Origin of the sequence: Amycolatopsis sp. NPDC048633 (genome assembly GCF_040650695.1) — a bacterium.
In the GTDB taxonomy this organism is placed as follows: Bacteria; Actinomycetota; Actinomycetes; order Mycobacteriales; family Pseudonocardiaceae; genus Amycolatopsis.
The window spans coordinates 126,061-146,375 of the sequence record NZ_JBEZHS010000013.1 but is presented as its reverse complement, the minus strand read 5'-3'; the positions used below and the strand labels follow the sequence as shown (position 1 = coordinate 146,375).

General features: G+C 66.1%; 19 protein-coding genes and 6 pseudogenes. 11 read left to right on the top strand and 14 right to left on the bottom strand.

Translation table 11 applies throughout. The annotated features are described in order from the left end of the window. Positions 1–139 precede the first annotated feature (139 nt). From AB0C38_RS24060 to AB0C38_RS24045, 4 genes are all read left to right on the top strand, one after another. Positions 140–1,105, top strand: a complete 966-nt coding sequence (locus AB0C38_RS24060) for an ATP-binding cassette domain-containing protein (protein ID WP_360677076.1) — start codon at positions 140–142, stop codon at positions 1,103–1,105. Continuing rightward, positions 1,102–1,947, top strand: a complete 846-nt coding sequence (locus tag AB0C38_RS24055) for an ABC transporter permease (RefSeq protein ID WP_360677074.1) — start codon at positions 1,102–1,104, stop codon at positions 1,945–1,947. The genes AB0C38_RS24060 and AB0C38_RS24055 overlap by 4 nt, the downstream gene beginning before the upstream one ends. Before the next feature lie 101 nt (positions 1,948–2,048). Next, positions 2,049–2,816 (top strand): VOC family protein, encoded by a 768-nt coding sequence (locus AB0C38_RS24050; RefSeq protein WP_360677072.1) that lies wholly within the window; start codon positions 2,049–2,051, stop codon positions 2,814–2,816. Positions 2,817–2,865: 49 nt separating this feature from the next. Next, positions 2,866–3,234 carry a DoxX family protein gene (locus AB0C38_RS24045; protein ID WP_360677070.1) on the top strand — a complete coding sequence of 123 codons (369 nt, stop codon included), beginning with the start codon at positions 2,866–2,868 and terminating at the stop codon, positions 3,232–3,234. 53 nt (positions 3,235–3,287) lie between these two features. Here AB0C38_RS24045 and AB0C38_RS24040 read toward each other — a convergent pair whose 3' ends face one another. Both AB0C38_RS24040 and AB0C38_RS24035 read right to left on the bottom strand, forming a co-directional pair. Next, positions 3,288–3,545 carry a hypothetical protein gene (locus AB0C38_RS24040; protein ID WP_360677068.1) on the bottom strand — a complete coding sequence of 86 codons (258 nt, stop codon included), beginning with the start codon at positions 3,543–3,545 and terminating at the stop codon, positions 3,288–3,290. Between the two features lie 276 nt (positions 3,546–3,821). Next, positions 3,822–3,998 (bottom strand): annotated as a pseudogene (locus AB0C38_RS24035) (IS21 family transposase); the annotation flags it as partial. Between the two features lie 181 nt (positions 3,999–4,179). Between AB0C38_RS24035 and AB0C38_RS24030 the strand changes: the two are divergent. Together AB0C38_RS24030 and AB0C38_RS24025 are read left to right on the top strand one after the other, a co-directional pair. Next, on the top strand, positions 4,180–5,553 hold the full coding sequence (locus AB0C38_RS24030) for an extracellular solute-binding protein (RefSeq protein WP_360677066.1): 1,374 nt from the start codon (positions 4,180–4,182) through the stop codon (positions 5,551–5,553). A gap of 522 nt (positions 5,554–6,075) precedes the next feature. Then, positions 6,076–6,231 carry an aldo/keto reductase gene (locus AB0C38_RS24025; protein ID WP_360677200.1) on the top strand — a complete coding sequence of 52 codons (156 nt, stop codon included), beginning with the start codon at positions 6,076–6,078 and terminating at the stop codon, positions 6,229–6,231. A gap of 129 nt (positions 6,232–6,360) precedes the next feature. On the opposite strand, the pseudogene AB0C38_RS24020 reads toward AB0C38_RS24025, so the two are convergent. Together AB0C38_RS24020 and AB0C38_RS24015 are read right to left on the bottom strand one after the other, a co-directional pair. After that, a pseudogene (locus AB0C38_RS24020) lies at positions 6,361–7,209 on the bottom strand (IS3 family transposase); the annotation flags it as partial. Between the two features lie 23 nt (positions 7,210–7,232). Continuing rightward, positions 7,233–7,502 (bottom strand): annotated as a pseudogene (locus tag AB0C38_RS24015) (transposase); the annotation flags it as partial. Between the two features lie 284 nt (positions 7,503–7,786). Here AB0C38_RS24015 and AB0C38_RS24010 point away from each other — a divergent pair. After that, positions 7,787–7,987: a hypothetical protein gene (locus AB0C38_RS24010; protein WP_360677064.1), complete on the top strand. Its 201-nt coding sequence runs from the start codon at positions 7,787–7,789 to the stop codon at positions 7,985–7,987. A 21-nt stretch (positions 7,988–8,008) separates the two neighbouring features. Here the strand turns inward: AB0C38_RS24010 and AB0C38_RS24005 are convergent. The 5 genes and pseudogenes from AB0C38_RS24005 to AB0C38_RS23985 all read right to left on the bottom strand — a co-directional run. Next, a pseudogene (locus AB0C38_RS24005) lies at positions 8,009–8,335 on the bottom strand (alpha/beta hydrolase); the annotation flags it as partial. A 157-nt stretch (positions 8,336–8,492) separates the two neighbouring features. After that, positions 8,493–8,642, bottom strand: coding sequence for a hypothetical protein (locus AB0C38_RS24000; RefSeq protein ID WP_360677062.1), 150 nt, complete (start codon positions 8,640–8,642; stop codon positions 8,493–8,495). A 212-nt stretch (positions 8,643–8,854) separates the two neighbouring features. After that, positions 8,855–10,459, bottom strand: a complete 1,605-nt coding sequence (locus AB0C38_RS23995; RefSeq protein WP_360677060.1) for a GMC family oxidoreductase N-terminal domain-containing protein — start codon at positions 10,457–10,459, stop codon at positions 8,855–8,857. Positions 10,460–10,475: 16 nt separating this feature from the next. Next, entirely contained in the window at positions 10,476–11,660 is a 1,185-nt protein-coding gene (locus AB0C38_RS23990) for an acyl-CoA dehydrogenase family protein (protein ID WP_360677058.1), read from the bottom strand. Positions 11,661–11,774: 114 nt separating this feature from the next. Next, positions 11,775–12,557: a tryptophan 2,3-dioxygenase family protein gene (locus AB0C38_RS23985; protein ID WP_360677056.1), complete on the bottom strand. Its 783-nt coding sequence runs from the start codon at positions 12,555–12,557 to the stop codon at positions 11,775–11,777. A 462-nt stretch (positions 12,558–13,019) separates the two neighbouring features. Between AB0C38_RS23985 and AB0C38_RS23980 the strand changes: the two genes are divergently transcribed. The 3 genes from AB0C38_RS23980 to AB0C38_RS23970 all read left to right on the top strand — a co-directional run bounded on the left by AB0C38_RS23980 (position 13,020) and on the right by AB0C38_RS23970 (position 15,290). After that, entirely contained in the window at positions 13,020–13,493 is a 474-nt protein-coding gene (locus AB0C38_RS23980; protein WP_360677054.1) for a hypothetical protein, read from the top strand. Positions 13,494–13,605: 112 nt separating this feature from the next. Further along, entirely contained in the window at positions 13,606–13,908 is a 303-nt protein-coding gene (locus AB0C38_RS23975) for a hypothetical protein (protein WP_360677052.1), read from the top strand. Beyond that, a complete protein-coding gene (locus AB0C38_RS23970) occupies positions 13,908–15,290 on the top strand; it encodes an NDP-hexose 2,3-dehydratase family protein (protein WP_360677050.1) in 1,383 nt (460 codons plus the stop codon). The genes AB0C38_RS23975 and AB0C38_RS23970 overlap by 1 nt, the downstream gene beginning before the upstream one ends. Before the next feature lie 142 nt (positions 15,291–15,432). Here the strand turns inward: AB0C38_RS23970 and AB0C38_RS23965 are convergent. The 5 genes and pseudogenes from AB0C38_RS23965 to AB0C38_RS23945 all read right to left on the bottom strand — a co-directional run. Beyond that, positions 15,433–15,554: pseudogene (locus AB0C38_RS23965) on the bottom strand (ATP-binding cassette domain-containing protein); the annotation flags it as partial. After that, positions 15,550–15,858: pseudogene (locus AB0C38_RS23960) on the bottom strand (transposase); the annotation flags it as partial. The pseudogenes AB0C38_RS23960 and AB0C38_RS23965, both read right to left, overlap by 5 nt. A 29-nt stretch (positions 15,859–15,887) precedes the next feature. After that, positions 15,888–16,109, bottom strand: coding sequence for an MbtH family protein (locus tag AB0C38_RS23955; RefSeq protein ID WP_360677048.1), 222 nt, complete (start codon positions 16,107–16,109; stop codon positions 15,888–15,890). Positions 16,110–16,423: 314 nt separating this feature from the next. Further along, the gene (locus tag AB0C38_RS23950; protein ID WP_360677046.1) at positions 16,424–18,049 is read right to left on the bottom strand and encodes an aminotransferase class I/II-fold pyridoxal phosphate-dependent enzyme; all 1,626 of its coding nucleotides are present in this window, start codon (positions 18,047–18,049) and stop codon (positions 16,424–16,426) included. A 60-nt stretch (positions 18,050–18,109) separates the two neighbouring features. Further along, positions 18,110–18,886, bottom strand: coding sequence for an alpha/beta fold hydrolase (locus AB0C38_RS23945; RefSeq protein ID WP_360677044.1), 777 nt, complete (start codon positions 18,884–18,886; stop codon positions 18,110–18,112). A 187-nt stretch (positions 18,887–19,073) separates the two neighbouring features. Between AB0C38_RS23945 and AB0C38_RS23940 the strand changes: the two genes are divergently transcribed. Then, positions 19,074–20,270 (top strand): cytochrome P450, encoded by a 1,197-nt coding sequence (locus AB0C38_RS23940; RefSeq protein ID WP_360677042.1) that lies wholly within the window; start codon positions 19,074–19,076, stop codon positions 20,268–20,270. The last annotated feature ends 45 nt before the right edge of the window (positions 20,271–20,315 follow it).

Genomic DNA, 20,315 nt, shown 5'->3' with positions numbered 1-20,315 from the left:
GAACGGTCCCCGATCCCCTCAAGATGCACTTCTAATCAAACTTGACTAGACGCTCCTCCGCGTGGCACTCTGACCAAGTAATCAAACTTGACTAGGCTCAACTAATCCGTTCGCAACACCGAGAGAAGGACTCGAACCCATGGGAAAGCTCGCGATCGAGACGAGAGGGTTGCAGAAGAGCTTCGGCAAGACCCACGCGGTCGCCGGTGTCGACCTGGCCGTGAGCGCCGGGGGCGTGTACGGCCTGCTCGGTCCGAACGGGGCGGGCAAAACCACCACGATCCGCATGCTGGCCACGCTCCTGCAGCCCGACGCCGGAGAGGCGCAAGTGCTCGGCTACGACGTCGTGCGTGACGCCCAGGCGGTGCAAAGCAGGGTGAGCCTCACCGGGCAGTTCGCGTCGGTCGACGAGGACCTCACCGGGGCGGAGAACCTGTTGCTGCTCGCCAGGCTGCTCGGCTTCTCACGCCACCGAGGCAGGGAGCGGGCGGCCGACCTGCTCGACGCGTTCGGCCTTGCCGAGGCGGCCGACCAGCAGGTGAAGAAGTACTCCGGCGGGATGCGCCGGCGCATCGACATCGCGGCGAGCCTGGTCATCACCCCCGAACTGATCTTCCTCGACGAGCCCACGACCGGGCTCGACCCGCGCAGCAGGAACCAGGTCTGGGAGATCGTCAGGGGCATGGTCGCCGAGGGCACCACCGTGTTGCTGACCACGCAGTACCTCGACGAGGCCGACCAGCTGGCCGACCGCATCGCGGTGATCGACCACGGAAAGGTGATCGCCGAGGGCTCAAGCGGCGAGCTCAAGGCATCGGTCGGCGCCGGCTCGCTGCACGTACGCCTCCGTAGTCCCGAGCAGCGGGCCGAGGCCGAACGGGTCCTCGCTGGCGTCCTCGAGGTGCCGGCCGAGCCCTCCGCCGACCCGGCCGCGCTGTCCGCAAGGATCTCCGACCCCGAGCGGGTCGCCCGTTCCCTCGCCGAACTATCCCGCAGCGGCATCGACGTCACCGAGTTCGCGCTCGGTCAGCCGAGCCTGGACGAGGTGTTCCTCACCCTGACCGGACACGCCGCCGAACAGACACCCAAGGAGGATGCCGCATGACCACCACGTCCGCCGAGCAGGCGTCGGCGCCAGTCACCGAGGACGCGCTGCGCAGTGTGCTGTTGGCCGGTGAGCGGCCGTCTCGCCCCGGCCCGGTGCGCACCTCATTGACATTCGGCTGGCGCGCTCTGCTGAAGATCAAACACCTCCCGGAGCAGCTCGTCGACGTGACCATGTTCCCGATCATGTTCACGCTGATGTTCACCTACCTGTTCGGTGGCGCGCTCGCCGGGTCGACACAGGATTACCTGCAGTTCCTGGTGCCGGGCATCCTGGTGCAGGCGAACGTCATGATCACCATGAACACCGGCATCACGCTGAACACCGACATCCAGAAGGGGGTGTTCGACAGGTTCAGGTCACTTCCGGTGTGGCGACCATCCCCGCTGGTCGGCGCCCTGCTCGGCGATCTGGTGCGCTACTCGATCGGGTCGGTGGTCGTCATCACGCTCGGCCTGGTCCTAGGGTTCCGGCCGGAGGGTGGCGCCGCCGGCGTGGTGCTCTCGGTCGCGCTACTGCTGGTGTTCTCGTTCTGCCTGTCGTGGCTGTGGACGATGCTCAGCCTGATCCTGAGCACGCCGAACTCGGTCGCGGGGGTCAGCATGATGGTGATGTTCCCGCTGACGTTCGTGAGCAACATCTTCGTGGACCCGAAGACGATGCCCGGGTGGATGCAGGCGGTCATCGACGTCAACCCGATCACCCACCTGGCGACCGTGGTACGCGGCCTGATGCACGGCTCGGTCCCCGCCGGGGAAATCGGCTGGGTGCTCGTCTCGTCCATACTTCTCGTCGCGGTCTTCGGCCCCCTCACCATGGTCCTCTACCGCAACAAGAAGTAGATGCCGCTACCGCGAGCACTGGTCGAAATCAACTCCGACAACCCGGCCCACTCGGCCAACGCAATCACCGGTACCAGGCCCGGACACGACAAGGAGAGCCGATGAGCGAGGTGACCACCACGCAGCCGGCTGGCACACCGACCTGGATCGACCTGGGCATCCCGGATCTCGACCGCGCGATGACCTTCTACGGCGCGTTGTTCGGTTGGGAGTTCGATGTGGGACCGGCGGAGTTCGGCCACTACACCCAGTGCTTGCTACGGGGCAGACCCGTTGCGGCCATCAGGCCGAACCCCGATCCCGACGCCACGGACTTCTGGTGGAACGTCTACTTCGCGACGGATGACTGTGACGCCGCGGCCGCCCGAGCGCGGGACTCGGGCGGCTCGATCATCACCGGCCCGATGGACGTGCTGGACCAGGGCCGGACGGCGATCATCAAGGACACCACCGGTGCGCAGTGTGGACTGTGGCAGGCCGGTGCCCACGTCGGCTGCGAGATCGTCAACGAGCCGAACACCCTGCTCCGCAACGACCTGGTCACCGCGGAGTCCGGGCCCGCGCGCGACTTCTACGTCACGGTCTTCGGCTACACGTTGGATGCCAACCCGGACATGCCTGAGCTCGACTTCACGTTCCTGCGCAGACCGGATGGCCACGAGATCGGTGGCATCGCCGGTGACCCAAAGGCCACGAAGTCCCGTTGGGGGACCTTGTTCCAGGTGGACGACGCCGATGCGGCGGCGCGGCGAGCGGTCGACGCGGGTGGGACCTCGGCCGAGCCCTACGACACGATCTACGGGCGGGTCGCGAACATCACGGACCCGTTCGGCACGGAGTTCGATGTCGGTGCGGCGATGACGAGCTGAACCGGCGGTCAGCTACTTTCTTGAAGCATCAAGTTCGAGAGGAATCGCAATGAACATCGCACTGTGGATCGTGGCCGGACTGCTCGCGTTGACCTTCCTGGGGGCGGGAGCCAGCAAGCTCGTCACACCGAAGAAGAAGCTGTACGAGAAGGGCATGACATACGTCGAGGACTTCTCCGACGCCCAGATCAAGACCATCGGCACGCTCGAAATCCTTGGCGCGATCGGCCTCATTGCGCCCGCGTTCATCTCGGGGACTACCTGGCTCGTCCCTACCGCCGCAACAGGCCTGCTCCTGACGATGATCGGCGCGATAGTCGTGCACATCCGGCGCAAGGAACAGTTCGTTTCGCCGCTCGTGCTCGGGTTGCTCGCGGCGTTCGTTGCTGTCGGCCGGTTCTGGATAGAGACCCTCTAGGAGGTCGTCACGCGGCAGCTTCGATCCGGAGCTGCCGCGTGTCCACTCAGGAATCACCCCATCGCGTCCACAATCGCCTCGGTGGTTTCAGCGATGGCCTCGTTGTCATTCTTCGCATCAGGATTCGCGGACTGGCCCTTCGACAGAATCACGACGACGAGCGCCCGGCATCGTTGACGATTCCGTACAGCAACCTCACGCAGCGGCATGACCGTTTCCACCTTCGGGTCGAGTGCAACCGAATTCTCCACGATGTCCTCAGGGCGGATCTCGATCGGATCTTCCAACGACAGCTCGTGATCCGCGGCCATCTCGAGAGCTCGTGCGGCCGCCTAGGTCTTGAACGTCGAGCACAGCGCAAAACGCTCGTCGGCGTTGTGCGAGTACTCGTCACCAGTCGCGGGATTGATCACCCGGACTCCGACCTGAACGCCACGATCGGCTTCGATTCGCGTAAGAGTGGCGTCGAGGCTCGCGTGCGCAGCGGCCATTGCTGACGTCGATTGGGTCGTTAGCATCTGGCGCAATGGCCTGCTCTGAGTCCGAGCAACCAAGCATCGATCGCAAAGTCGAATCACAGGGTTTGGCAGCCGTGTTTGTTCTTCCGCGAGTGCTTCGACGGGGCGGCGGTTCGTCTCGCGGTGCGGCCGCTCGTTGACCTGCTCGCAGAACTCGCGGCAGGCGGCCTCCAGGTCGCCGAAGCTGTGGTAGGCCTCGAGCAGGTTCGTGTCGGTAGGGACCAGGTCCGCCTTCGCGATCCGCACACAGCGGCGCGAAGACACAGCCGGGGGGCGTCTTCTGTATTGCCGTATGCCTCGACCCAAGGCAAGTCACGTCGCACTTGAGAAGACGCCGGATCCGTCCGGCCGCCGAAACAATAGCGACGCATCCTCGCGCAGGCGGCGTCTGGACTGGCAGTTCACGTAGGCGAGAACGGAGAAGGATATGACCGGGGCAGGCGTGACCGAAATTACCGCGTGGATCATCGAACATCAATTCACTCCGCCCGGTGGTGAAGCTCGCCCGTCCGGAACCTACGACGGTGAAGAATACCTCCAACCGATTCTGGAAATGGCCCGCGAGTTCGAGCGGGCCCACCCAGAGTACGCGGTGCGCGTCGAGGGTCACGATCCCTGGACGATGGCGGAAGAAGTCGCGCGCGCCGCCGAGCGCGGGGAGGCACCGGACATCGCCGAGTACTACGCCACCGCGACCCAACTCGCCTACGATACCTACACGCCAGACGGTAAGCCGGTGTTTACGTCCATCGAGAGGGCTCTCGGCGGCCGCAAGGAAGTACTGGGCGAGCGTGTGCTGATCGACGACATCGAACCGCTCTCACGGAACTTCTACACGTATCAGGGCGACCAGTTCTCCGTGCCCATGACGGCCACCACTCCCCTGCTGTACTCGAACATGACGATCCTGCGCAAGGCCGGGATCGACACTCCCCCCAAGACCTGGGATGAGCTCGTTACGGCGTGCGAGGCGGTCGCGCGGCTCGACGAAGCTCCAGCCTACGGGGCGGCCTGGCCCAACAACGGCTGGATCTTCCAGCAGGCACTGGCGCAGCAGGGCGGTCTCATCGCAAACAACGGCAACGGCAGGGAAGCCAGAGCTACCGTGGTCGACCTGGCCTCCAAGGAAATGATCTCGTGGGTCGAGTGGGTGCGAGACTTGCATGCGGCCGGTCACTACGTCTACTCAGAGGGTGCCTTTTGGAGCGCGTTCGAGACATTCGCCCGGCAGGATGCGGTGTTCGCGCTGAGCTCGTCGAAGCAGGCCGAGGAGTTCGTCCGTTCCGGCGAGGAGAACGGCTTCGAGGTGACCGCGAGCCCGATGCCGTTCAACTCGTCGGTGCCCTACGTGGGGAGCCTGGTGTCGGGGTACTCCCTGTTCCTGCGGGACGGTCTCGACGAAGCCAAGCGGGACGGCGCGCTCGCGTTCATCCAGCACCTGATCAAGCCGTCGAGCATCATTCGATGGCACCGGGCGCACGGATTCCTCCCGATCACCAACGAGGCTTACGACACGCTGGAGAGCGAGGGCTGGTTCGCAGCCAATCCACATCATCGAGTGGCCAGTGACCAGCTCCGCACGTCGGCGCAGTGCGCCGCGACGTCCGGTGCGTTGTTGGGTGACTTCGCGGGCGTCCAGCACGCCATGACCAGGGCAATGAAGGACGTTTTGTTGTCAGGCGCGGACCCCGGTCCGAGGTTCGAGCAGGCGACCGAGGAGGCACAGCGTCTCCTGGATGAGCACAACGCCGCCTGCCTGCGGCCGGTCCCCTCGACCCCAGCGCGGCTCGAGGTGTACTGACGTGGAGGACCTGCCATGACGACGATCGAGGATGTCAGTGGATCGCCACTTCGGGCCCGCCATCACGTCGTGCACGGCTGGCACGTCCGCTGATCGTCCGCGACCCGACCAGCGCATGCGCCGTCTCAGGTGGTGCCTGAAGGCGCGAGACCTGCGCGATGTCTCCTCGGACGACCGAGCCGACGGATGGTCGGTGCGATCATGCCGTCCCACGATTTCTGGCGGGACAAGGTGCGCGGAGCGGAGACGCTCGCGATGCCGGCAGACCGACCGAGGTCGGCGGGTCTTCCGCTGACCACCGCTGTACTGCGCTCGAGGTGGACGCGGACCTGGCGGACAAACTGGCCCGTATCCGTACCTGTGAGCTTATCGGGGCCATCTCCTACACGTTCGACGGGAGAGGCGAGGAACGCTATGGCTTAAGGAGCACGAAGTGGAACACGTTCAACTCGGCGGACCGCACTGCGGGTGAATTGCCTCTGCCTCGGCTCGCTCAACTAAGGTTGGCGGGTCTACGACCGCGTGAATGACAGCGGCCTGTCCGCACGCCACATCATCGCTTCGTGCGAAGATTCGTTGCGCCGGCTGCGGACCGATTGGATCGACGTGTTCCACATGCGCAACCCGGATCCGACCGTCACGTGGGACGAGATCAGGCAGGCGATGGAACCCTGGTGACGCAGGGAATGATCCGCTATGCCGGGTCATCCAAGTTCGCGGGATGGCACATCGCGGCTGCGCTGGGGTTGCCCCGTTTTGACGGACAGGGTCGTTGAGGTGAGGTCCGGCTACGTGAAGTGTGGTTGTTTCGTAGCTGGCGGGGCTGAGGTAGCCGAGGCTGGAGTGCAGGCGGCGGGTGTTGTACCAGCCTTCGATGTACTCGAAGATCGCTTTGCGCGCGGTGGTGCGAGCGGGCCAGGCTTGCCGGTCGAGCAGTTCGGCTTTGATGGTGGCGAAGAAGGACTCGGCGACTGCGTTGTCCCAGCATTGTCCCTTGCGTCCCAACGATAACCGCACGCCTTGCTCGTCAGCGAGCGTGTTGAACTGGGCGGAGGTGTATTGGCAGCCGCGGTCGGAGTGGAAGATCACTCCGAGCTCGGGACCGCGCCGAGCGACAGCGTTGCGCAGGGCGTCGGCGACCAGGTCGGTGCGCAGGTGATCCGCGGTGGCCCAGCCGACGACGCGGAGGGAGTCAAGGTCGATGACGGTGGCCAGATAAAGCCAGCCTTCCCAGGTGCGGATGTAAGTGATGTCCCCGCACCAGCGGGTGTTGATGTTCGTTGCGGTGCAGGAGAAATCCCGCTTGATGAGGTCGGTGGGCATGGTTGCTGCCGGGGCGGGAGTGGTTGTGGTCCGCCACCGTTTCGGGGTCCGTCCGGCCAGGCCCGCGGTGTGCAGGAGCCGGGCGACCCGCTTGCGGGAATGCCGCCGGCCGCGGGCGCGGAGTTCGGCGTGAACCCGGGGTGTTCCGTAGGTGCCGTTCGACGCGTTGTGGATCGCGACGATCTCGGCGGTCAGCTCCGCGTCGTCGCGTTCGTGCTGGGAGGGGTTGGCGGCGTGGTGGGTGCAGTAGGCGGCCCGGGAGACCTTGAGCAGTTCGCAGGCACGTTTGACGTTGCCTCTGCCGGCGTTCTCCGCCTCGATGAACGGGTACACGTTCACCGGGTCTCCTTCGCGAAGAAAGCCGTCGCTCGTTTGAGGATCTCCACGTCCTCGGACAGGCGGCGGTTCTCCCGCCGCAGCCGGGCCAGCTCTTCCCGCTCGTCGCTGGTCAACCCGCCGTCGGTGCGGGTCCCGGCGTCACGTTCGGCCTGCTTGACCCACTCGCGCACGCCGGTCTCGGTCAGGTCGAAGTCCTTCGCGACCTGACCCCGCTGGCACAGCTCGACGATCTCGGCCTTGAACTCAGGTGTGAACGAACGACGAGGCCGAGGCTTCTTCCTGCCCATGGTCTCCATGATGGAACATCCTTCCCAAGGGCGTCAGCCCTGATCTTGGATGTCCGTCAAAACGGGTCAGGCCCAGCGCAGGATAGCGCGGCTCGACGCCACTTCCTCGGCATCGTCGCCGAAACAGTGATTGTGGATCGGGAGGTCATTTCCCGCCGCTCACAGGTTTATGGCGTGGGAGTCGTGGCGCGGTCGCCGCTGATGGCGGCACCCCGACGTACCGCCGGGGGTCAGACGCCGAAGAACCGCTGGAGTATCGGCGCAACCGCCTTGGGGTCGGCGACGTGGCCCTCCTGCTGGATGACATCGCGCTCGGCCCGCGCACGGCCGCAACGAGCGCGTCGGCGGCGTCGTCGAAGAACCCGGACGCCAGCCCGGCCATCGCGCTGTCGATCGTCTTCCCGGTCAGGACCAGCACCGGCTGCTTGATCGTGGCGAGCCGGTCCTTCGGCGGCCCACCGTCGTGCAGGCAGGCGGCGTCGTAGGCCAGGATCGGGCGTTGGCGATCAGTCCCCGCCACGCGGCGAGCTGGGCGCCTGAGCGATCATCTCCTCCGGCGTGCCCACCAGCCGCATGAACAGCTCGAACGCCGCTTCCCGGCGATCCTCGGCAAGCAGCGCGCCCAGTTCCCTGCAGTAGGTGCTGTGCCGCTCCTGCGCGCCGGGATAAACGTCGTGGAGAACCTCGAACGCGCCGACCTTGGTGACGGGCAGTCCCGCGGCCGCGGCCTCCAGGGCGAGCGCGCCGCAGGAGGAGACCCCGTACAGGCACGCCGACCCGCCCGCGTCCTCGATCAGCGCGGCAATGTCCTCGAACTCGCGCTCGATCGCGTACGGCGCGGTGTCGCCGCTCTCGCCTCGACCGCGGCGGTCGTAGCTGTAAACGGTGAAGTGGTTGACAGCTCCGCAGCAAGCGGCGCGTTCTCACTGCGGTCCACCGCTCCACCACCGCCGACCAGAATGACCGCGGGTCCGGTTCCGGCGCGGTCGATCAAGTCGGCCGGGACCCGATGACGAAACCGGAACCAGCTGCCGCCGTGCTCGGCACGAACTCGGCATGCGGGCCCGCCCGGCCGAGCGCCTCGGTGTACTCCGGGTACTCCGTGGACACCCGGTGCGGCGACAGCACCACGACGACCACGCCACCTACCGAACCCCTCGACGTGCTCGAACTCGCCGGCCAGCCGTCGCAGCAGCGTGCCGGTGCCGCACCCACCTGGAGCAGGCTCCGTGCCGCGGGGATCCTGGCGCGAAAGCCGTGGCCGGCGCGGTCCGCGCCGGCCACGGCTTTCGCGGTGACCACCTCGTTCCCGGCTGCTCGTTCGGCCAGGCCCGGAGTAGCTTGGCGTACGGTCAGCGACCCCGGTCGGCGGCGGCCAGCGCCCTCGCCTCCGGCAACTCCGCCGCTTCCGGGGCGGGGATGCCGCGGATCAGGTCGGCCGCCTTCTCCGCGACGACGATCGCCGTCGCGTTGGGGATCCCGCGGCCGACCTCCGGCATGACGGACACGTCGACCACCCGCAGCCCGTCGATGCCACGGACCCGCAGGTCGGCGTCGACCACCGTGCCCATGGCACAGGTGCTCGTCGGGTGGAAGATCGACTGGGTGTACTTCCGGGCGTAGGACGCCAGGTCCGCGTCCGACTCCGAGTCCGGGTAGCGGAACACGCCTTCGTTGTAGAGCCGCATCGCGGGCTGCCGGCTGATGTCCATCGCCATGCGCAGCGCGACCAGGGTGCGTTCCATGTCCGCCGGGTCGGAGTAGTAGCCGTGCACGATCCGGGGCTTGGCCGTGGGATCGGCGGACGCCAGGTGCACCCGGCCGCGGCTTTGCGGGGTGGCGACCGCGGGACCGAACGAGATCGCGTGCGCGGTCGGCGGCCCGAGGCCGCTGTCGGCCAGCATGCCCGGCGCCGCGAAGAACTGCAGGTCGGGGGCGGGCAAGGTGCTGTCGGTGCGCACGAAGCCGCCCGCCTCGGGCCCGTTGGACGCGAGCGGCCCGCGGCCCTCGCGCTGGTACAGCTCGACATTGGCGGGCTCGCCGGCGGCCAGCAGGCTGATCGGCTGGGAATGCGTGAGGATGAGCGGCACCAGCGCGTGATCCTGCAGGTTCGCGCCGACCTCCTCGTTGTCGGCGACCACCGGAATGCCGAGTTTCCGCAGCGTGTCGGCGGGGCCGACACCGGAAAGCATGAGCAGCTGCGGGGAGTTGTACACGCCGCCGGAGAGCAGCACCTCGCGTTCGGCCCGCAGGACGATCTCGTCCTCCAGCCGGTACCCGACGACGCCGGTCGCCCGGCCGTCCTCGATGAGCACCCGGTGCACCTGGAGGTTGGTCTCGACGGTGAGGTTGGGCCGGTCGATCACCGGGTGCAGGAACGCCGCCGCCGTGCTGCAGCGACGCCCGTTGCGCTGGGTGACCTGGTAGAAGCCGAAACCGTCCTGCTCCGGGCCGTTGAAGTCGTCGTTGGCCGCGAACCCGGCCTCCGTCGCCGCCGCGATGAACGCCGCCGTGCTGGGGTTCTTGGACCGGTTCTCCGACACCGACAGCGGCCCGCCCGCGCCGTGGTAGGCCGACGCGCCACGCTCGTTGTCCTCGGACCGCTTGAAGTACGGCAGCAGGTCCGCGTAGGCCCAGCCCGGCTGGTTCCACGAGTCGTAGTCGTACGGGTTGCCCCGCGCGTAGGCCATCGCGTTCATCGAGCTGGTCCCGCCGAGCACCCGGCCACGGGGCAGGAACACCCGCCTGCGGTTCAGCTGGGCCTCGTCGTGCGTGTCGTAGTCCCAGTCGACCTGGGTCCGGAACAGCTTGGCGAACGCGGCGGGCACCTGGATGTTCGGATGGCTGTCCGTCGGGCCCGCCTCGACCAGGCAGACCCGGATGTCCGGGTCCTCCGTCAGCCGCGCCGCCAGGACGCAGCCTGCCGATCCCGCACCGACGATGATGTAGTCGTACATATCGCTCCTTGGCTGATCAGAAGAACTGCGTGTTCGGGGCGAGGCCGCACAGCACCCGGCCGTAGATCTCGTAGAGGATGTGCGGCGTGTTCAGGGCGTGCTGGGTGAGCGCGTGCAGGTCGCGCCAGGTGCGCTGGATGGGCACGCTGGAGAAGATCGCCGAGCCGCCGCTGCCGACGTAGAGCGTGTCGACCGCCTCCAGCGCGCGCTTGCAGGTGGCGCCCATGGCGATCCGGGCCAGGGCCCGGTCCTCGGTGGACCACTCGCTGTGGTCGGCGACCTTCGCGTCGACGAGGTCGGCGACCCGGTAGGCGTGGAAGGCGGCCTCGTCGATCGCGACCTTGGCCTCCGCCACCTGCAGGTGCGTCATCGTGGCTTCGCGCTGGTCGGTGTAGTCGGTGTAGGTGATCTTGCGGCCCGGCATCCGGTCGGTGAAGCAGTCCCACGCCGCACGGGCCATGCCGACCACGTTGCCGACCGAACACGCGGAGGCCAGTGCGGCGAGCGGGGCGCGGTACATGTCGATGTCCGCGTTGAGGACCGAGGCGGACTGGTTGGTCAGCAACGCCATCAGCGGCAGCGTGCGCTCCGCGGGGACGAAGACGTCTTCGGCGACCGTGGTGACACTGCCGGAGCCGCGCAGGCCGGTGGTGTTCCAGTCGTCCACGATTCCCAGGTCTGCCATCGGGATCAGGGCGACGATCGGTTCCATCTCGCCGCTCGCGTTCGGGGTCACCGCGATCGCGATCTGCCAGTGGCTGTGCAGCGCGCCGCTGATGAACCCCCACTGTCCGTTGACGACATAACCGCCGGGCGCCTTCGCGGCCATGGCGGTGGGGCTGAGCGTCCCGCAGACCCGGACGTTCTCGGTGGTGTAGACCTCGTCCTGGACGGCGTCGGGGAACATGCCCACCATCCACCCGGGGATCCACCACACCGAAGCGATCCAGCCGACGGCGCCGTCACCGCGGCCGAGTTCGGCCGCGACGTCGACCACGGTGCGGGTGTCGCACTCGTAACCGCCGTAGCGGGCCGGGATCCGCATCTTGAAGACACCCGCGCCGGCGAGGGCCTCGATCGTCTCCTCGTGCAGGCGCCGGTTCTCGTCGTTCCACTGGGCGTGATCGCGGAGCAGCGGAACGAGCTTCGTCGCCCGATCGACGAGTTCGTCTCGGGTGGGGGGCTGTAGCGTCGTCACCATGGGCTCCTCGGTGGCCTCGGCCTGGGAAGAATTGAAAGTGCACGTCTATTCAGGCATCGTTTCCGGTGTCGCTCCCGGTCGCGTCTCCTACATTGCGAACGGTTCTCCGGCCGGTCACAGCTTGCTGCGCATCGCCCACAGGTCGGGGAACATCTGGTGGAACAAGGTCGAACGCAGGTACGGGATTCCCGACGATCCGCCGGTGCCGGTCTTGTCGCCGATGATCGCCGCGACGAACTTCACGTGCTGGTAGCGCCACTGCTGGAAGCACTGGTCGACCTCGATGAGCGCGTCGCAGATCTGCGCTATCACGCCGTCTTCGAGGTAGGCCTTCTGGAGGGCCACCTGCACGTCCTCGGACGGAGCAGGCGGTTTGGACACGTCGCGGTCCAGCAGGGAGTCCGGCATGGGATACCCACGGTCGGCGAGGAAACGGGCGAGCGAGTCGAAGACGGTCGGTCGACGTAGAACCTGCTCGAGCTCGGCGCGCTCACCAGCACCGACCTGGTAGTACTCGAACATCTGCGGATCTCGCCTGCCGAGCACGGCTTCGATACGCCTGAACTGTGTGGACTGCGCCCCGCTCCCGCCGCCGAGTGCGTGCCGGAAGCTGTTGAACTGGCGCGGCGTCAACGTCGCCATCACGTCGGCGTTGGCGACCACGGTGCGAACCAGCGCCGCGGTGCGCTGCAGCGTGCGCAGGGCGGCGCCGTCGGCGCCGTCGGCCAGGTGGTCCTGGAGCCTGGCGAGTTCGTGGAGGATCAGTTTGAACCAAAGTTCGTGGACCTGGTGCGTCACGAGAAAGAGCAGCTCGTCGTGCTCGCCCGTCCGCGTACGCTGGATCGACAGTAGTTCGTCGAGTGCCAGGTAGGCGTGATACTCCGTCGTCTCTTCCACGATTCAAGGTTAGACACGCCGGGACGATTCGCGACAGCACGGTGAACAACGAGAGCAATGGTGAAGCAATCCGGTCCACCGAGGCGTGGAACTCAGGCAAACCGCAAGAAGATCCGCCACGGGCCGTGTGGGACTTTGTACTCGTCGATCGTCGTGGATGCGACCAGGTTTGGATGACATACCATCGGGCCGGGACCGCGCGAACGTGGTCGTCGCCGAAGTGAGCGACGACCACGCCGCGACGACGCCGGTGGCACTCGAATTCGCGCAGGGAGATTGGCGTAGTCACCAACGACTGCTGGCGGCGCTACCCGGGCCGGTCGATGTCCTGGTGAACAATGCCGCTGTCGGCACGAAGACCGTAGAACGCGATACGGACGGCGCCCTTCATGGGGCAAGACAGAGCTGGTGCATGAGCCGGTGGACGTGTTCGCGCTGTGTCCTGGCGCTGTGGAGACAAGCATGCTCGAGGAGAGCACGCTCGACGGCCTCACGACGACGCAGCGTCGAGCACTGGAAGCCAGCCTGCCGAAAGGGCGGCTGATCGCTCCCGAGGAGACAGTGGCCCTGGTGTGGTGGGCGCCGTCGTGTCCGGAGTATTGCGTGCAGGACGTTGACGCGTCGTCAGGCGAGCGCGATCTGCACCTTGCCGGACTGTTGAAGTGCCGGCGCAAGCCCAGAGGCGGCCGCGAGAGCATCGCCGGTGGGGAAACGCTCCATGTATTCGCGCACGAACTGCGCGATCCGCGCCTGGCCAGGGACCGCGATCTTCTGGCGCCCGGCGGCGTCCACGGCCGCAGCGGCAAGGTTGTTCGCACCGGGGTCGCGGTCACCGAAGTGGCGGTTCCCGGCCACGACCACTTCGATCTGCCGTTCGGATTGGGCGACCCGCGAAATCCGCTCGACGCGGCCGTCGAGCGGATGACGCGACGATGACCATGTGCGGCTCGGGTCACGCGACGCATTCGGGAAGACGACTTTGCCAAACGCCCGAGCGCACACTCTGGGCACCGGATCGACTGGCTCCGTGCTCAGGGAGGCGCACAGCGTGATCACTATCCTCCGGCCGACATTGGGTGCGGACGAACTTGCCGCAGTCGGCGACGTTTTCGCCTCTTCGTGGGTCGACCGGGAGCGGATGACCTCGGCCGGCTCCTGTTCGGAAGGCGTCTTCGTGTCGATGCAACTCGTCGGCGCCGGTCCGCAGACCGAGGTGGTGCTGCCGACCGAGCAGGAGTACCTCGACGCCTTCGCCAGCGTCGGCTCCCCCGCGTGGCACATCGCCAGCCCGCTGAGCAAGCGCGCGCTGTACGCCGGCGTGCGGGAGCGCACCGACGGTCGGGAGCGGTGATGGCGAGCCCGCTGGAGCAGGGGGGATCGGAGGCCGACATCGTCGCGGACCTCGCCGTGTCGGCGGCCACGACGCGTGGATTCCACCTGTCCACTGTCGAGTTCGACGACTGGCTGGCAGAACGTTGTGTGGCCTACGATTTCGAGGTCTCGCGTGTCCCGTTCGACGAACTCGACCACTGGACGTTCGCCGACGACAGTGGAAATCTGACCCACCGCAGCGGCCGGTTCTTCACGGTCGAAGGGTTGCGGGTGCGGGCGACGGACGGAGCGGTGCCGGAGTGGCATCAGCCGATCATCAACCAGCCGGAGATCGGCATCCTTGGCATCGTCGCAAAGAGGTTCGGCGGCGTCCTGCACTTCCTCATGCAGGCGAAAATGGAACCGGGGAACGTCAACCTCGTGCAACTGTCGCCGACGGTGCAGGCCACGAAGAGCAATTACCGCAGGGCGCACGGCGGCAACGAGGTGGCCTACCTGCACCACTTCATCGGCCCGCGACGCGGCAAGGTGATCGTCGACGTGCTTCAGTCCGAGCACGGTTCGTGGTTCTACCGCAAGCGCAATCGCAACATGGTTGTCGAGGTAGCTGAGCACGTCGAGGTCGGACGCGACTTCTGCTGGCTGACTCTCGGCCAGATCAACGAACTTCTGGCTCGCGACTACGTCGTCAACATGGACTCGCGGACGGTGCTGTCCTGCCTGCCGGCGAGTTCGGTGCCCGCGTGGTCGCGTGACGCCGCCCTGCCCGGCGCGCACCGAAGCACGCACGCGTTGCTGAGGTGGCTCACCGAACAGCAGGTCGACAGCGAACTCGACGCACAACGGGTGCGCCTGACCAACCTCCCCGAGTGGATCCGCACCGACTGGGAAATCTCGCGAGGTGACGGCAGGTTCTTCAGTGTCGTGGGGGTGTCGGTTCGCGCGGGTACCCGCGAGGTGTCGAACTGGCACCAACCGCTGATCGAGCAGCACGGTTACGGGATCGTGGCTTTCGTCGTCAAGGAGTTCCGCGGCGTCCTGCACGTTCTGGTCCGCGCGACGATGGAGGCAGGCTTCCTCGGCGCCATCGAGCTCGGCCCAACCGTGCAATGCGTTCCCGCCAACTACGCTCCGGGCAACGCACCGTTTCTGTTGGACTACGTCATGGCAGCCGGCCCTGAGCGGATTCGCTACGCCGCCTTCCATTCGGAAGAAGGTGGCCGGTTCCGGAACGCGGCGAGCCAGTACATGATAATCGAGGCGGACGAGACGCTCCCCAAGCTACTGCCTGCCGACTACACCTGGGTCGCCGCGGGCCAGCTCGCCGAACTGCTGAGGCACAGCCATTACGTCAACGTTCAGGCCCGTAGCCTGGTGGCCTTCTTGAAGACGCTACCGTAAAGTGGTCGTCCGCCGGATCATGGCCGACCTGTGGGACAAGACCACGCAGGTGGTTCAGCAGTTCTCGCACCTGCCAGGTCCCGTGGTCGCACCAGGACTGTAGGACGATGCCGATCCTGGCCCGCCACCGCTCGTCCGCGTGTGCAGGGTCGACGCCCAGGACCTCGACCTCGCCAGCCGAACGCAGACGGAAGCCTTCGAGAATCTCGATCGTCGACGTCTTCCCGCCCCGTTCGGACCGAGCAGCGCCAGCACTTCACCCCGCCTGCACCTGAAGGTCGATGCCACCGAGCACGTCCTTCGACCCGTGAAGTCGACGCGACAACCCAGCCTTGGTCCACTGGCCGAAACGTCGGTGCGCGGTCTGAAACGGTACCCCGAACGACGGCGGCAGATCCCGCCACGAACACCCACTGATCAACACGTACACAATCGCGGTGAACACCGAACGAGCCGGCAACGGCGCCGTCCCGCCACCCTACCGACGAGCCCGGAACTCCGGAACCAACGGCTCCACCAGCACCCACAACTCGTCCGGCACCAACCGCATCGACAACCGATCAACCACGGTCCGGAGCAGCGCGGCTGCTCGCCGCGTTACGCCTTGTCGGCCGCCATCGCTTCCTGCAGACTTCGCGGCCGCATGTCGGTCCAGTTCTCATCGACATAGGCGAGGCTCTCGGCTCGCGCCGCCGGACCGAACTTGACCTGCCAGCCGGCCGGAACGTCGGCGAACGTCGGCCACAGTGAGTGCTGGCCCTCGTCATTGACCAGTACGAAGAACTCACCGTTGTCGTCATCGAAGGGGTTCACAGTCATGAGTCAGCTCCCGAGTTGAGGTTGGTCAACAGCCCGTCGACAATGCGACTGATCTCAGCCGCATTGTCGGGCCAGTACATTTCTTTCTTCGACGCGCTGCTCGATCGCAGACCCCGGAGAAGCGGCAGGACCGATCCGCTTCACCGGATCGGCCACGATCTGCCCGACGACCCTGGCGAAGCATGCCGCGATCGCCTCCACGGTCGACGTGTCGAAGAGGTCGGTCGCGTATTCGACGCCAGACCCGGGAGATCCAGCTCAGGCTACACGTTGTTCTGCCACGCGAACATCACCTGGAACAGCAGCTCATGAAGTCACCGCGCCTTCCGCTCGTCAACGAAGGCAAGAAGTTCATCCACACCCGACTTGAGAACCTCTGGATTCACGCAGAAGGCGATCCGCACAAGGTTGTCCGCATGGGAATCAGTGTCCATCGCTACCAGAGCGCCTCGGTCATCAAGCTGCGGGCGTAACCCGAACCCCGAGCCGGGAACAACGGCCACACTACGTTCCGCGAGCAACTGCGCTGAGAAGGCCTCTGCTCCCAGACCGGTGCTACTGATATCCGCCATCGTGTACCACCCGCCGGGTGGTAGCTCGCGGATCAGGCCAGCGTCTCGAAGTGCGGGTAACACGGTGTCTCTGTTCTGCTGTACCAACTTGCGGTTCGCCGCTGCAACATCGGGCATCTGCAGCGCCGCGATTCCGCCGTACTGCACTGGTGTCGGCGGAGCGATGATGCCAGCCTCTTGCACCACCCTCATCCCGGCGGCTGCCTCGTCCGTCGCCGGCACGACGTAGCCGAGCCGGTAGCCCGTCATCGCCAGGCTCTTGGAGAACGTAAAGACGCTGTGCACAATCCGCTTCTCCACGGGCAGGTGGCGTTCACTTGCCGCCAGGGACAGATGGTCGCCCTCGTACACGAAGTGCTCGTACGCCTCGTCGCTGATCACCTGCCATCCACGATCGCGCGCGAGTGTGAGCAGACCCTCTATCCGGTCCGCGTCCAGTACCGCGCCGGTGGGATTAGCTGGCGAGTTCACCAGAAGGATCCGGCTGTTGGGTCCCGACCTCTCGGCGATCGATTCGAGGTCCGGGAAGTACCTGTCGTCGAGTGAGTAGAACACCGGGCGCAGACCCGCGAGCAGGCTCTGCTGCACATGGATCGGCCAGTGCAGCTCAGGAAGCAGGATCTCGGTCCCCGGTTCGGCCAGCGACAGCAACAGCGCCTGCAGTCCTTGACAGGAGCCCGGCGTAACGAAGATCCGCGAGATCGACGCGTCGATGCCGTTCTCCCGATCCAGCTTCGCAGTCAACGCGCGCCGCAGTTCCGGAAGACCTTCGACATCGGTGTACGACGTCCGGCCGGCCCGCTGAGCTTCCGCGATCGCCTCGGCGACCTCGGGAGGGGATGTGAAGTACGGCTCTCCGACGTGAAGTCTGGTCACCGGTGACCCGGTGGCCAGCGCGCGGGCGTCGGCGGCACGAAAGATCTCGTGCAGCGACGACGACGGAATCGCTGTGGCAATAGGTGGATGGCTCATCGTTTCGGTCCCCAATTCATGGTCAGCTGCGCGGTCACTGTCAGGTCGAGACACTGCTGCTAGGCGGATAAAGTCGTGCGGCCACGCACCACGGGTAGCTGCACCGATGATCCAGCCGGCGAAGTCCGGGTCGAGTAGGCGGGCCACTCCGTCGTCTTCGCGAACCGGCCCATAGGGGGTACCGGTGAGCAGGTCGGCGCGTGACGTCCCGGGCTGCTCCTCGTCCGACGCACCCACGTCCCGCCACATGGGTGCGTCGACCGGGCCCGGCAGGACGGCGTTGACCCGCTCGTCGGGCACGAGCTCGCGTGCCAGCGAACGGGTGAGACTGTTCGTCGCCGCCTTTGCCTGCGCCGTAGTAGTAGCGGCCGGCCATCGAGAGGTTGACCAGGCCATCTAGCCGGCCGAACCGTTCGATGGGGACGGCAACGATGATGACGGAGCGCTCGGCGATGCTCACGACACCGCCCGTCGCCGCAGACCATCGATCGCTACGTCGGCGAAGACGTCCTCGAGCAGGTCACCGACTGCTGAGAAGACGTGGAAGTGCCCACCCGGGCGACGACGTACGGAGAATGACCCAGTGGTGACTTCGCCCCACTCAACCAGCTCGGACTCGTTCACGAGTGGATCGCCGATGCCGTGGTAACAGATCACCGGACAGTCGAGCGAGGGTGGGTTCACCTGCGGTTCGTAGAGCTCGTTGGCCCTGATATCCGAGCGCAGAATCGGCAGCAGAACCCCACGCAAGTCGGCGTCGGCGGCAATCTCCGGCTCAACTCCACCGTAGCCGCAAACGATCGACCACAGTTCGTCGTCGTCATGGAGATGGGTTTCCCCCCCACCGGCCAGCCGCGGCGGAGGCGACGCCGAGATAACGAGCTGCACCGGTCGTACTCCGCTGCGCTGCAACGCGAGCGCGGTCTCGTAGGTCACTAAAGCGCCGAAACTGTGCCCGAACAACAGCAGGGGGGCGTGGGGCTCGAGAGTCAGGAGTTCCGCGCTCACGGACGACGCCATCCGCCGGACATCCTCCACGGCGGATTCGGCGAACCTGTCGCCACGACCCGGGTACTGGACCACCACCAGTTCGGCCTGGGCGGGCAGCTCGTTTGCAAAGCCAGCATAGCTCGCGGCCGCACCACCGGCGTGCGGAAAGCAGACGAGTCGGATCGCCGGCCGCGGGATGACGTTCGGCCACCGTAGCCAACCTCGGTCCCCGGTAGGAGTCATGACCTCCACCTAACGCTCAAGCAGACATGCCCAATCGGAGTCTTGCACCTCTGCGGGTGGCCAGGCTTGAATCTTTCGGCTCTCAGTCACCGGTGAAGGAACTACGCAAGACATTCCGGACTCGACGAATCGCCTAGTCACGCTGGCAATTGCTGTCCGCACGAAGGTCCGGCTGAAGGAGTCGCAGGTGAGTGCTGGCGAGTTTCTCGATCTCACGGATCCGGCGACGTTTGTCCGGCACGAACCCCGTGACTACTGGCAGGTGATTCGGTCGCAGCATCCCATCTACTGGCACGACTCCCCCGGCGATCTGCCGGGATTCTGGGTAGTCACCAGGTTCAGCGACATACAGACGGCGTACCGCAACGCCAGATTCCTGAGCTCGGCGCGCGGCACCGTGCTCGACGTACTACTGCACGGCAACGACTCCGCAAGCGACAAGATGCTCGCCGTCACCGATCGCCCCCGCCACCAGCAGTTGCGGAACCTGATGCTGCGGGCGTTCTCCCCCAAGGTCCTCGGACCGGTGGTCGAGCGGGTCGAACAACGCACCCGGAGTCTGATCGGCAGCGTGGTTGGTGTGGGCACGTTCGACTTCGCCGCCGAGGTCGCCGAGCACATCCCGATGACGACGATCTGCGATCTCCTGTCAATCCCCGACGGCGACCGCGCCGAGCTGCTCAGGTGGAACAAGCTGGCCCTGTCCGCGGACAGCGAGGAGGTTGACGACCTCGACTCGCTGATCGCCCGCAACGACATCGTTTCCTACTTCATGGATCTCGCCAAGCATCGCCGGGAGAACCCAGGCGATGACGTCATCACCATGATCGCGAGCACGCAGGTCGACGGCGAGCTGCTCAGTGACGAGGAGGTCGCCCTGAACTGCTACAGCCTCATCCTGGGCGGCGATGAATCGTCCCGGATGTCAGCGATCGGAGGGGTCAAAGCGCTGGCCGAGAACCCTGGGCAGTGGGCCGCGCTGCGGGCCGGCGTCGCCTCCCTCGACGACGCGGTCGAGGAGGTACTGCGCTGGGTCACGCCCGCTATGCACTTTGCCCGGACCGCGCTCATCGACCTGGAGATCGCCGGTCAGAAGATCCGGGCCGGGGACATCGTCACTTTGTGGAACACCTCGGCTAACGACGATGAGGCAGTGTTTCCCGATCCGCGAACCTTGGACCTGGCACGCAAGCCCAACAAGCACCTCACCTTCGGCCACGGGCCCCACTTCTGTGTCGGTGCGTTTCTGGGCCGGGCGGAACTGCGCGCTCTGTTATCCTCGCTCGCAGAGTCGGTGCGTTCAATCGAGCTGGATGGCACGCCCTCGCGGATCTACTCGAACTTCTTGTTCGGCTACAGTAGTTTGCCCATCAACTTTCGGTGAGCGGACCGTCTCAGTCGTCGGTGAGAGGGACTGTAAAACGAGCGG

Coding starts and splice junctions, on each gene's coding strand:
- AB0C38_RS24060 (WP_360677076.1), top strand. CDS start 140: ATGGGAAAGCTCGCGATCGAGACGAGAGGGTTGCAGAAGAGCTTCGGC.
- AB0C38_RS24055 (WP_360677074.1), top strand. CDS start 1,102: ATGACCACCACGTCCGCCGAGCAGGCGTCGGCGCCAGTCACCGAGGAC.
- AB0C38_RS24050 (WP_360677072.1), top strand. CDS start 2,049: ATGAGCGAGGTGACCACCACGCAGCCGGCTGGCACACCGACCTGGATC.
- AB0C38_RS24045 (WP_360677070.1), top strand. CDS start 2,866: ATGAACATCGCACTGTGGATCGTGGCCGGACTGCTCGCGTTGACCTTC.
- AB0C38_RS24040 (WP_360677068.1), bottom strand. CDS start 3,545: ATGGCCGCGGATCACGAGCTGTCGTTGGAAGATCCGATCGAGATCCGC.
- AB0C38_RS24030 (WP_360677066.1), top strand. CDS start 4,180: ATGACCGGGGCAGGCGTGACCGAAATTACCGCGTGGATCATCGAACAT.
- AB0C38_RS23995 (WP_360677060.1), bottom strand. CDS start 10,459: ATGTACGACTACATCATCGTCGGTGCGGGATCGGCAGGCTGCGTCCTG.
- AB0C38_RS23990 (WP_360677058.1), bottom strand. CDS start 11,660: ATGGTGACGACGCTACAGCCCCCCACCCGAGACGAACTCGTCGATCGG.
- AB0C38_RS23980 (WP_360677054.1), top strand. CDS start 13,020: ATGCTCGAGGAGAGCACGCTCGACGGCCTCACGACGACGCAGCGTCGA.
- AB0C38_RS23970 (WP_360677050.1), top strand. CDS start 13,908: ATGGCGAGCCCGCTGGAGCAGGGGGGATCGGAGGCCGACATCGTCGCG.
- AB0C38_RS23955 (WP_360677048.1), bottom strand. CDS start 16,109: ATGACTGTGAACCCCTTCGATGACGACAACGGTGAGTTCTTCGTACTG.
- AB0C38_RS23950 (WP_360677046.1), bottom strand. CDS start 18,049: ATGGCCTGGTCAACCTCTCGATGGCCGGCCGCTACTACTACGGCGCAG.
- AB0C38_RS23945 (WP_360677044.1), bottom strand. CDS start 18,886: ATGACTCCTACCGGGGACCGAGGTTGGCTACGGTGGCCGAACGTCATC.